Annotated in this window: 9 protein-coding genes; 1 reads left to right on the top strand and 8 read right to left on the bottom strand. The window is 57.6% G+C overall.

From position 1 onward, the window contains the following. Positions 1–340: 340 nt before the first annotated feature. From WH50_RS19455 to imuA, 5 genes are all read right to left on the bottom strand, one after another. A complete protein-coding gene (locus WH50_RS19455; protein ID WP_207780400.1) occupies positions 341–673 on the bottom strand; it encodes a hypothetical protein in 333 nt (110 codons plus the stop codon). Between the two features lie 104 nt (positions 674–777). Beyond that, complete coding sequence (locus WH50_RS19450; protein WP_104151616.1) at positions 778–1149, bottom strand: hypothetical protein; 372 nt, start codon at positions 1147–1149, stop codon at positions 778–780. Positions 1150–1185: 36 nt separating this feature from the next. Then, the gene (locus tag WH50_RS19445) at positions 1186–4317 is read right to left on the bottom strand and encodes an error-prone DNA polymerase (protein WP_110188952.1); all 3132 of its coding nucleotides are present in this window, start codon (positions 4315–4317) and stop codon (positions 1186–1188) included. Next, complete coding sequence (locus WH50_RS19440) at positions 4317–5762, bottom strand: Y-family DNA polymerase (RefSeq protein WP_110188951.1); 1446 nt, start codon at positions 5760–5762, stop codon at positions 4317–4319. The genes WH50_RS19445 and WH50_RS19440 overlap by 1 nt, the downstream gene beginning before the upstream one ends. A gap of 12 nt (positions 5763–5774) precedes the next feature. After that, on the bottom strand, positions 5775–6452 hold the full coding sequence (gene imuA, locus WH50_RS19435) for a translesion DNA synthesis-associated protein ImuA (RefSeq protein WP_110188950.1): 678 nt from the start codon (positions 6450–6452) through the stop codon (positions 5775–5777). A 320-nt stretch (positions 6453–6772) separates the two neighbouring features. Here imuA and WH50_RS19430 point away from each other — a divergent pair, with 320 nt between their 5' ends. Then, a complete protein-coding gene (locus WH50_RS19430; protein WP_104151521.1) occupies positions 6773–7258 on the top strand; it encodes an FKBP-type peptidyl-prolyl cis-trans isomerase in 486 nt (161 codons plus the stop codon). A gap of 146 nt (positions 7259–7404) precedes the next feature. Here WH50_RS19430 and WH50_RS19425 read toward each other — a convergent pair whose 3' ends face one another. From WH50_RS19425 to WH50_RS19415, 3 genes are all read right to left on the bottom strand, one after another. Beyond that, a complete protein-coding gene (locus WH50_RS19425; protein WP_110188949.1) occupies positions 7405–8211 on the bottom strand; it encodes a carbon-nitrogen hydrolase family protein in 807 nt (268 codons plus the stop codon). Positions 8212–8763: 552 nt separating this feature from the next. Beyond that, the gene (locus WH50_RS19420; RefSeq protein ID WP_104151526.1) at positions 8764–9060 is read right to left on the bottom strand and encodes a Dabb family protein; all 297 of its coding nucleotides are present in this window, start codon (positions 9058–9060) and stop codon (positions 8764–8766) included. Positions 9061–9318: 258 nt separating this feature from the next. Continuing rightward, positions 9319–11094, bottom strand: coding sequence for an acyl-CoA dehydrogenase family protein (locus WH50_RS19415; protein WP_110188948.1), 1776 nt, complete (start codon positions 11092–11094; stop codon positions 9319–9321). Positions 11095–11488: the final 394 nt, after the last annotated feature.

Below are 11488 nucleotides of genomic sequence, written 5' to 3'. Positions count from 1 at the left end.
CCCCTGCAATCTGCTCAAATTGCTTAACAGGCTGTTGAAAAACGTTATCGAGGCAGCCGAGACAAGGAAATACCCCGAGGGCACAAGAAACAGGCGAAAAAGCGGAGTTTAGTGAACTAAATGAGCATTTGACTCGCTCCGCTCGCCCCTTCGGGGCCGTGCTAAAGCACGTTCAGCCTGTGGCTGTGAGCCTGTTTTTGACGCGGTATTCGGCAACGCAGATAGATTTTCAACGACCTGTTAAACCTGATCAGGCGCCAGAATAACCGGCTGGCCTCGCAGATTCTGACCAGACAGAAAGGTAAAGCGACGGTACAAGCTGGCACACCTGACCACAGCGCTATAAGTCTGAATAGCCGAACATTTCCCCCCTTACTATGACTCCCACCCATTCATTCCAGTTTACGGCGCCAAAACCCTCGACTACGGTTCCGGGGTATTGCGTCAGCCACCACAGCAAAACGGTCTGGTACTCTTCCGATGACAGACTGAAGGGCGTCCACCTGTCCATTATTCCGTCCTGATCACAGTAGTCGACACCTATTTCCAGAAATTCATTGAGAAAGGGAGCCGGTGGAAAAAAGCCTGAGCTTTTTATTGCTACGAATATGCCGTATATCACTGTGACATCGTCGGTCAATACCTTGATTGCTAATGCTGTTTTATCGATCACCTTGCCTCCTGTACCCGTGACGGTATGTGAGTTGTACTCTGCCCGACCTGAGCGGGTTCAACCTCACCTGATACACTCATCCACTCTGCGTTGTTTCCGCTCAGCTACCCTACTGCATCGGCAAGCAGCGCAGCCTGACGTTCCTCTTCGGTCAGGATACCAACAAAAGGGGTACGGCGACGCAGCTTGCGCATGTAGAAGCCATCATCCAGTAAAGCGGCCAGAAACTGCTCGCGCTTATCGATATTGTCCAGCAGCGAAAACCACGTCATGTAAGCACCATGCCGGATCAGCCCTGCCCTGTAGCGTTCTTCCAGTTTTGCCAGCACCTGCTCCACCAGCGCCGGCTGAGCCAGTAGTTTTTCAGCCATGGCCTGATGCAGCACTCTGATTTGCCTGTCGATGTTTTCATCGGCAATACGAGGCTTGCGTGGCGGACGATGATGACGATCAAAGCGTGGGCGATAGGCATCCATGGTGATTCTGGTGTGATTGCGGTTGTAGATGACCCGTCAATGAAAATCGCGGGAACGGACGCCGAGCCCATGCAGCTGATCTCCCAGATCCGTCATGCGCCCGGCAATAACGTGAATAACCTCCCCTTCTCGCTCCAGCACACCCTGCACCTGCAGCAGCTTCGCCGTCAGGAAAGGCTGTTTCTGGGCGCGGGCGGTAGCCGACCAGACCACCACATTAATGTTGCCGGTGTGATCTTCCAGTGTGACAAAGGTAACGCCGCTGGCCGTACCCGGGCTTTGCCGCCCTGTCACCAGACCAATAACGGTCACAACCGCCTGATGGCGCACACCTTTCAGTTCCGCTGCTGGGGTAAAACGCGTGAGCCGGTTCAGACGTTGCAGCAGCGCAACCGGATGCTCCCCCAGCGTCAGCCCGACGGCCGTGTAGTCTTCCAGCAAATCGTTGATGGCATTGGGCTGAAAGGCAAACCCGCCCGATTCGACGGGCATAGGAGTCTGATCACTGTCTGGTGCAGTGTCCAACAGTGCCAGACCGTGCGCGGAGTCCATCAGCTGCCAGCGGGCGTCATAACGGTTGCTGCTCAGTACCTGCAGCGCATTGGCACTGGCCAGCGCCTCCAGCTCATTCTTACGCACCCCCAGTCGGATCAGTTCACTGATATGGCGATAACCCACCACAGGGCGATGCTGCAGAAGCTGCTCGCCCGTCGTCTTGCTCAGTCCATTCACCAGACGCAGTCCCAACCGGATGGCCAGCACCTGTCCAGCCTCCTCCAGCTGATGGTCCCACTGCGAATGATTCACACACACCGGCAGCACCGCCACCTGATGGCGACGAGCATCCTGCACCAGCTGCGAGGGAGAATAGAAGCCCATGGGCAGGCTGTTGAGCACAGCGGTATAGAACGCCGCCGGAAAGTAGAACTTCAGCCAGGCAGAGGCATAGGCCAGCACCGCAAACGAAGCAGAATGCGATTCGGGAAAGCCGTACTCCCCAAAGCCGCAAATCTGGTTGTAGATGCGTTCGGCATAGTCGCGGCTATAGCCACGCGCCAGCATGCCCTTGATCAGCTTCTGCTCGAACTGCACCAGCTTGCCCGTCTTTTTCCAGCTGGCCATGGCACGACGCAGCTGATCCGCCTCGCCGCCACTGAAACCTGCAGCCACCATGGCGATCTGAATCACCTGTTCCTGAAAGATCGGCACGCCCATGGTCCGGCTCAGTACGCCCTGCACCTCTGCCGAGGGATAGTCCACCGCTTCCTCGCCATTTCGGCGCTTGAGGAACGGATGCACCATATCGCCCTGAATCGGCCCCGGCCGCACGATGGCAATCTGAATCACCAGATCGTAGTAGCAGGCCGGTTTGAGGCGTGGCAACATGCTCATCTGCGCGCGCGATTCAATCTGGAACAACCCGACCGTATCAGCCTGCTGCACCATGTGATAGACCGCCGGGTCATCACCCAGCCGGGTCATATCGGCAATGGACAGCGAGCGGCTGTCAGCCACACCAAAACGCTGCAACGCCGTGGCCGGATAGTGCCGCTGAATCAGGGTGAACGCCTTGCGAATCGCCGTCAGCATACCCAGCGCCAGCACATCGACCTTCAGCAAGCCCAGGCTTTCCAGATCATCCTTGTCCCACTGGATGACCGTCCGCTCCGCCATCGCGGCATTCTCCACCGGCACCAGTTCATACAGGGGCCCGGCCGAAATCACAAAGCCCCCTACATGCTGCGACAGATGACGGGGAAAACCGCGAATCTGCTCTACCAGCTCAACAAAATGCTGCCCCAGTCCTCCCTGACTGTTCAGCCCCAGCTCGGTCAGCTGATGGCTCCAGGGGTTGTCCTTATCCCGTCGATTGAGATTGCGAATGAAGAAATCCAGCCGGGTCTCGTTAATTCCCAGTGCCTTGCCAACATCACGAATGGCACTTTTGATGCGATAGCTGATCACCGTCGCCGCCAGCGCCGCACGCTGACGACCATACTTGCCGTAGATGTACTGGATGACTTCCTCGCGCCGCTCGTGCTCGAAGTCCACATCAATATCAGGCGGCTCACCGCGTTCTCTGGAGATGAAACGTTCAAACAGCACGGAGATCTGCCGTGGATCAACCGCTGTGATCTCCAGGCAGTAACACACGACAGAGTTGGCTGCCGAACCACGCCCCTGATAGAGAATGCCCTGCTCACGGGCGAAACGCACAATGTCATCAATGGTGAGGAAGTAATAGACGTAATTCAGCTCCTCAATCAGGTCCAGCTCTTTGGCAATAGTGGCAGCCACTTTCTCCGGCACGCCTTCGGGGAACCGTCGCAGGCATCCTTCCGCCACCCGCTGACGCAACCACGCCATCGGCGCCATCCCTTCAGGCACCAGCTCTGACGGATACTCATAGCGCAGGGAGTCCAGATCAAAGTCGCAGCGTTGACTGATCACCAGCGACTCGCTGAGCCATTGCGCCGGGAACAGGCTGTGCACCTTGGCCAATGGCCGCAGCTCTCCTTCACAATTGGCACTCAACTGTCGCCCAGCCTGCTGCACCGTGGTGCCCAGCCGGACGGCTGTCAGCACATGCTGCAATGGCTGACGGCTGGGACAATGCATCAGCACATCCCCGCAAGCCACCACCGGCAGCTGCCATTGCCGGGCCAGCTGCTGGCACTGAGCCTGATAGCGATGTTCCAGATGATGTAACGACCGGCGGCAGGCAATCCACAAGCGCTCCCGGTGATAACGGCTCAGTTGCTGCCCCCAGTGGCTGTCTGCCTGTTCATCACCACTCGGCAGCCACAGCACCAGACACTCCCTGAGCGCGTTGATGTCCCACTCTGACAGCTGATATGCGCCTTTCTCCGCCCGTCGCCGGGCATTGGTAATGGTGCGACACAGTTCGGCATAGGCCTGACGATGGGGGCAGAGCAGAATCAGCTCCAGCTGATCGAAGCGAAAATAACTGCCAATCAACAACCGCAGACGCAGGCCGTGCTCGCGAATGGCACTGTGGGCGCGCACCACTCCGGCTACCGAGCACTCATCGGTTATAGCCAGTGCCTGATAACCCAGATAGTCCGCCTGAATGACCAGCTCTTCCGGGTGAGAGGCGCCCTGCAGAAAGCTGAAGTTGCTGCGACAGAACAGCTCGGCGTAGGACATCAGCTGAACATCCCCTGCACAAACCACTCCCTCTGTTCATTCCTGAACACCCACAGCCACTGCCCGGCCTGATTGCGCGCCACATAGTAATCACGCTTGACGGTCTGCTGATCCCACCAGCCGGTCACAATCCGCTCCGGCCCATGCAGCAATTCCACCTTTTCCCGCAATGCTCTCGGCTCGAACATCAGGCTCGGTCGCAGACGATTGAGGTGTGCAGGCGCCTGAGCGGGGGTCAGTGGTTTGCTGCGCTGATTGGCCCGCTCCGGCCGATGGTCATCCACCAGCGTTATACCCTGTACCCGCGCCTCCCCCAGACGGGCCTGCAACAGTGACACCAGCTGTTCAGCGGCCACACAGCCTTGCCTGCCATCAAGCAGATCAAGTTTCTCCGCCTGATAAGAACTGACCTGCTCAACACAGAGCGTCATGCTATGCACCGGTGCATCCAGACTCACATGCTGCAGGGTCAGAGCCGCCAACGACCGCCAGACCGAGGCCTGATATTCACCACGGGCAGAGGCAATACTGACCTTTTTGTTCTCACGGTCGCGCTGATGCAGCAACAGCTCCAGCCGCTCGGTCATCCAGCCACGCTGGCGCAGATAGGCTTCCAGCTGATCCAGTAAATGGCTCAGGGGATGCTGCAGCACCCCGGTGTTGTCGATTTCATAAAGCAGCTCCAGCGACTGGCGGAAGCGAGACTGCGGCAGGTAGAAATCCAGCGGATGACGAAACTGCCCCGTCAGTCTGCCCACATGATTGATCAGGCCAATATCAAAGCGCCGCGCCAGATCAGCCAGTGGCAGCTTCAGCAGATCACCGATGGTCAGCACGCCGATGCGACTCAGGCGCTCCACATCCTTTGTCGACAAGTCGCTTTGCCTGATGGACAACCCACGCAGCTGAGCCTGTATGTGTTCCTGCTGATCAGTCAGCATGTTTGCTCCACTGCGGGCCAGCACACGGGCTGCCAGCGGTGTGGTAGCAGTGGCAAACTGCAGGCTCAGGCCAGAGACCGGCGCATCAGATACGCATGACGCCCCGCGCCAGCGACCAAGATGCTGCTGCACAGCCTGCCAGTAGCGCGGCAGATCACCATACAGGCGCAACATCGGCGTTACCCGCATTGCCAGACCCTGCGGCGAGAACAGGCTGATGTCAGCCGTCACGTCATACAGCCAGTGAGCGATTTCCTGCAGCTTGGTGGCTTCACGCTGCGGCTGATATTCCACCACCTGCAATTCCTGACTGAGGGAGGCGGCCGTTCCCAGCCCCATACCCAGCTGAATACCTGCGGCACTGGCCACCTGATTGATCTGCACCACACGGTTATGCTGAGCATCCAGTACCACAATAGCAGGCAGGCGCCCCTCCTCCTGCCGCTCGGGTTGATAGAGAGTTTCCAGCTGCAGGCGGGGGAAGTGCAGGTAAAGCCACAACATCTCAGTACCCCGCTAGATGGCCCGGGCCACGGGCAGATAAAGCAGGTTGTCGGGCACCGGCGCACACGCCAGTTCCGGCCAGTGGCTGGACATATCCAGCGTGAAGGGCTGTTCAGCCCAGCCGCCACGTCGTTTGTTGATACGTACCCGCAAGCCCTGGGCATGAGGCCGCAGCTGCAGACTCAGAGCCACCGGTAGTGACACTTTGATACGCTGGGCAGTACGAAACAGAAACAGTGAGGCCCGGCCTTCCTGCGCCGCCAGCTGCAGACGTTTCAGCTGGTGTACATCCAGCTGCCTGTGCCACATCACCACTCCATGGCTGCTTCCACTCTTCAGGCATTGCTCTGCCGCCCACAGCGCATCCTTGTCACTCTCAGGCTGCAGCACCAGCACCTGTTGCAGGTCAATACCAGCTGCCAGCAGCAGTTCCGCACTCAACAGGCCGGGGGGCGCAATAAACACCAGCAGGCGCGGCGTCTCCTGCTGCTGCAGATAAGGCAGCAACAGACGCAGCTCACCGATGCCGCAGGGGCTGTCGATTTCGATGACATCATGTCGGGGAAAGCCGCCTTGCAGATATTCATCCAGCACGGCGTAACCCGATGACTGGGTGTCAGCGGCCCCGTGCGGATGGCGGCCGCGCCAGATCAGATGATGGTTTTCCAGATAAGAGAGCAGCGTGTTCATGGTCAGGCATCAATAATACTGGTTATGTATACAGTATATAGCCGCATTAGCACGAGTAAAGAGAACAAAACTCACCACTCCGGTATCAACACACAGCCGTAGCCATATAAAAGCCAAGCAAGATTCATGGCCGGAGCGTCGCCGCTCCTCGTCCGTAATAGCCCCTCTTCGACAATGAAGTTGCTGTCAGCAGTGCCGCGCTGCTGGGTAACCAAACTGACGTTCATTTAGCAAACCGCCAGCAGAATTACTGCTAGCCGCAAAAGCAGGTTTTGCTATTATGGCGCGACTCGCGCGATACCCGCATGAAGAGGCAAAACATGCAGATTTCTGATAACACCGTTGTACAGTTCAACTACACCCTGAAAGACCAGGAAGGCAACGTTCTGGAAAGCAACTCTGGCCATGACCCCATGGCTTACCTGCACGGCCACAGCAACATGCTGTCAGGTGTTGAAAAAGCCCTGACTGGCAAAACCAAGGGTGAGAGCTTCAGCGTTACCCTGGCAGCCGAAGAAGCCTACGGCGAGCGCAAGGAAGATGCGATTCAGCGTATTCCTGCCAAGCATCTGCAAGGTGCCAAGGTGTGGAAGCCCGGTATGGTTGCGGTGGTCAACACCGAACAGGGTCAGCGTCAGGTGACGGTCGTCAAGCCCGGCAAATTCATGATCACTGTTGATCTCAACCACCCTCTGGCTGGCCGTACTCTGACTTTCGATCTGGAAGTGGTCGATGTCCGTGAAGCCACCAGCGAAGAAGTGGCTCATGGCCATGCGCACGGTGTAGGTGGTCATCATCACCATTGATTGATCGTACTGTGCCTTGAACATATCTCAGGCGCAGTATCGATATCGGCAACGGCTCATCTTCAGATGGGCCGTTTGCTTTTCTGGCCATTGAGCGTCTTCCTGTGCAGACTACCTATCCTTACTACCTGGCCAAGCACTCGCCCCTAACCCACCATCCGGTGTGCCAGTGCAGGCAGATTCAGACGCACCTTACTCAGATAATCCGCATCCATCTCCGCCATCGCATAGCCGTTACCTTCCGCCAGCAGTGCCAGTACCTTGCCCCAGGGGTCGATGATCATGCTGTGGCCAAAGGTACGTTTGCCGCTGGGATGCACGCCGGTTTGCGCCGCCGCGATCACATAGCACTGGTTTTCAATGGCCCGCGCTCGCAACAGCACCTCCCAGTGCGCCTCTCCGGTGGTCGCCGTAAAGGCAGCGGGGACCGCCAGCAGATCAAAACCCGGCGCATGCCGGTACAGCTCAGGGAAACGCACGTCATAACAGATAGAACTGCGCAGACGCCCGGCAGGCGTGGCAAAGGTCGCTATCTGCTGTCCGGCCTTGAACACATCCGCTTCGCGGTAGGACTCCACGCCGTTATCGAAGCCGAACAGGTGGATCTTGTCATAGCGGCCAACGCATTCACCGTTGTTGTCATAGAGCACGCTGCTGTTGTACACCCGCTCGGGATCATCCGACACCAGCGGAATACTGCCCGCCAGCAACCAGACGCCCAGCTCTCTGGCCAGCCCGGCAAGAAAGACCTGTATGGGCCCCGCCTGCCATGGTTCAGCCAGCGCTACACGCTGACTCTCCTGCTCTCCCATCAGGTAAAAGTATTCAGGCAAGACCACCAGTGAGGCGCCCGCCGTAGCGGCTTCCGTGGCCCAATGTCGTGCCAGTGCCAGATTGGCCGCCACATCAGCGCCACTGTTCATCTGTACTGCCGCTATTTTTATGTTGTTCATGGTTCAGCCTATCGAATCAGTTAATACAGTACCCGGCATGCCTCAGGCGGCAGGGTGACAGACACCACACCACCTACGTTGCAACACGGGCCATGGCCGGGAAGACTCAGCGCCGTCAGGTTGATGCCAGCACAGGCTACGCTGGTTTCAATGGCCGCGCCTCATCTGAGGCCAGCCGCTGATCACTGCTGTGCTTTCATCCTAGGGAGCAGCGAACAAGCGCAACAATCGAAAAGAAATCATTGGAGCCATGTTCTGACGTCATACCTTGCGAAGGTGCACGAGCGCAGCCAACGAACAGAACAGGCGGCCAGTGAGACAACCATTAGTTGACGTAGAGCGGGCATGTTAATCAGGGATCAGGCAAGGGTCGTTCAGAATGACGAGCACCTGAAACGTCAGATCAGGTCAGTGCTGACCAGTGGCAGCGCGGTGTCTCAGATAAACACGCAGAAGAACAGATGGCACGAGAAGAGGTGATGACCGCTGTACCGAGCAAGCCAATCACCTCACCTCCGGGTGCTGTCGAAAAAACGCGGACACAGTACGCACTCACACCATGACATCAAACACCATGATGTCATCGATCATGGGGTCAAAGACCTCTTGCAGTGCTTTATGGCCGGGATGAATCAGATAGCGATTGCGTTCGGTTTCGTCCTTGAACGTCAGCAGAAAATAATGATTCAGCCCTTTGTTGAGGTTTTCCGGGCTGATATTGGTGCCGTAACGAAACGCGGGGATGCTGCTGAGAGAGTGCGCCAGCTCTGCCAGACTCTGACAGACATGATCAATCTGCAGCTCGGTGACATCCGGCTTGAAGCGCACAAACAACTTATGCTGAACCATTCGACTCCTTCCTCATTGGCGTACAGGGATGATCAGAAATTAACCTGATCCGGTCACTTCAGTATAAGGAGCACTCCTCCACTTTTCTCACACCCGGCGCCCTCCTTGGCGCCAATGGCTGAATCTACGACGACAGGATGGCAAAAGCGGTACTTTGGCACTATTGCATCTGTACACCCTTTGCGACTATGCGGTTGACAGCGCTAACCTGGCAGCCGGTCGTCGATGTACTCACCCTCTCGGAACGTGCCCCTACTCTCAAAACTGCTCGACCGCCAGTGCCATAGTGCTCTGACTGCCCGCCAGCACCATCTGCAGATGGCTGCCCACGCGCGGCAGATAATGCTCAGCAAAGAAACGGGCAGTAGTGACTTTGCCTTGCAGATAAGCCTTGTCTGCGCCGACATGGTTTAGCTGCGCGCTGGCTTTAAGTGCTGACCGGGCCAGCAGCCAGCCACCGCAGAGATACCCCATCAGCATCATGAAGTTGAAGCTGGCCGTACCGGCGAAATGCGGTTCGTCAGGCGCCCGTGTCAGGATGGCATCGGCCGCCTGTTGTGCCTGCGCCAGCGCATCACTGAAACGCTCGGCTATCGGACTTAGCTCGGTATCCTGCGCTTGCTGCAGCGCCGTCAGGGACTGCGCCATTTCTGCCAGTAACCCACGCAGGTGTTCGCCGCCGTTCACCAGAGTTTTACGCCCGATAAGGTCCAGCGCCTGAATACCGCTGGTGCCCTCGTAAATAGTGAGAATGCGCGCATCACGGAAATGCTGAGCCGCGCCAGTTTCCTCGATGTAGCCCATACCGCCGTGAATCTGCACGTTGAGGCTGGTGATTTCCTGTGCCAGTTCGGTCATCCAGCCTTTGACAATGGGTGTGAACAGCTCAAGCCGGGCCAGAGCCTGCTGATCTTCGCTGTCGATAGCGGCACGATCCGCCTCCGCCATAGCCACCAGCGCCAGCGCGCGCATGGCTTCCGTACCTGACTTCATCAGCATCAGCATCCGCCGTACATCCGGGTGCTCGATGATGGGCATGCGGCTGCCATCCCTGCGACTGCCCTGCAGCCGCTCCTGCGCATATTGCCGCGCCTGCTGATAGGCCCGCTCAGAGATGGACAGCCCCTGCAAGCCCACTGCCTGCCGGGCATTGTTCATCATGGTGAACATGTACATCAGGCCCTTGTTTGCCTCACCCACCAGATAGCCTTTGGCCCCGCCCTGATCACCGAAACTCATCACGCAGGTAGGGCTGCCATGAATGCCCAGCTTGTGCTCCAGCGAGACACAGCTGACGTCATTCAGCGCCCCCGGCTCCCCGTGCTCATCCAGCAGAAACTTGGGCACGATAAACAGAGAAATCCCCTTCACTCCCCTGGGAGCGTCCGGCAGACGGGCCAGCACCAGATGAATGATGTTGGAGGTCATCTGATGATCCCCCCAGGTGATAAAAATCTTCTGCCCACTGATCAGGTAATGATCGTCATTAGGTATGGCTCTGGCGCTGACGGCCGCCAGATCAGAACCCGCATTGGGCTCGGTCAGGTTCATGGTGCCGGTCCACTCACCGCTGATAAGCTGTGGCAGATAGCGCGCCTTCAGTTCATCACTGCCGTGCGCAGTTAGCGCCTCCACCGCGCCCTGACAGAGCATGGGGCACAGCGCAAAGGCCATGTTGGCACTGTGCCAGATTTCGTTGACTGCCGTACCCAGCACCGCCGGTAGACCCTGCCCCCCAAAAGCTTCATCGGCCACCAGTGCTGGCCAGCCGCTTTCCACATATTGCTGATAGGCAGCGGCGAACCCGGCGCTCTGCTTCACCCCCTCCGCTGTCAGTGTCGCACCCTGCTGATCACCCTGCTGATTGAGCGGTGCCAGTACCTCAGCGCCCAGTTTCCCGGCCTCGCTGAGAATGGCTTCAGCCAGCTCCAGATTGACGTCATCCAGCCCCAGATCCGTACTGAGGCTGTCAAAATCGACCAGCTCCTTCAGCACAAACAGGGTGTCTTTCAGCGGATGGGTATAGGTGCTCATGGCGGTCTCCCGAGGGTGTCATCTTGCACATATCGCTGCGTACAGCCTCAAATTCAGCAGTGTGCAGACGTGCATACAGGTTCAGGTCGAACAACAGGTTCGCCTGTGAGGCAAAGAGGATCGATATGGAAATCAGCGGTGAATCTGAACTTAACAGGCTGTTGAAAAACGTTATCGAGGCAGCCGAGACAAGGAAAAAGCAGGCGAAAAAGCGGAGTTTAGTGAACTAAATGAGCATTTTGAGCCTGTTTTTGACGCGGTATTCGGCAACGCAGATAGATTTTCAACGACCTGTTAAGAGGCGTGTACCGGGCAGTCTCACCCTTGAGGAGGTGAGGTCAGCATAGCGACGGGCACACTGTGGCAGGCAGTGTGCCTGCCACAGTGCAACCTG

Origin of the sequence: Pokkaliibacter plantistimulans (assembly GCF_003194385.1) — a bacterium.
Taxonomy (GTDB): domain Bacteria; phylum Pseudomonadota; class Gammaproteobacteria; order Pseudomonadales; family Balneatricaceae; genus Pokkaliibacter; species Pokkaliibacter plantistimulans.
The sequence above is the reverse complement of the archived record's forward strand: the minus strand, read 5'-3'. Positions and strand labels throughout refer to the sequence as shown.

Excerpts from the sequence above, each read along its gene's own strand:
- WH50_RS19450 (WP_104151616.1), bottom strand. The coding sequence starts at position 1,149 with ATGGATGCCTATCGCCCACGCTTTGATCGTCATCATCGTCCGCCACGC.
- WH50_RS19445 (WP_110188952.1), bottom strand. The coding sequence starts at position 4,317 with ATGTCCTACGCCGAGCTGTTCTGTCGCAGCAACTTCAGCTTTCTGCAG.
- WH50_RS19440 (WP_110188951.1), bottom strand. The coding sequence starts at position 5,762 with ATGTTGTGGCTTTACCTGCACTTCCCCCGCCTGCAGCTGGAAACTCTC.
- imuA (WP_110188950.1), bottom strand. The coding sequence starts at position 6,452 with ATGAACACGCTGCTCTCTTATCTGGAAAACCATCATCTGATCTGGCGC.
- WH50_RS19430 (WP_104151521.1), top strand. The coding sequence starts at position 6,773 with ATGCAGATTTCTGATAACACCGTTGTACAGTTCAACTACACCCTGAAA.
- WH50_RS19425 (WP_110188949.1), bottom strand. The coding sequence starts at position 8,211 with ATGAACAACATAAAAATAGCGGCAGTACAGATGAACAGTGGCGCTGAT.
- WH50_RS19420 (WP_104151526.1), bottom strand. The coding sequence starts at position 9,060 with ATGGTTCAGCATAAGTTGTTTGTGCGCTTCAAGCCGGATGTCACCGAG.
- WH50_RS19415 (WP_110188948.1), bottom strand. The coding sequence starts at position 11,094 with ATGAGCACCTATACCCATCCGCTGAAAGACACCCTGTTTGTGCTGAAG.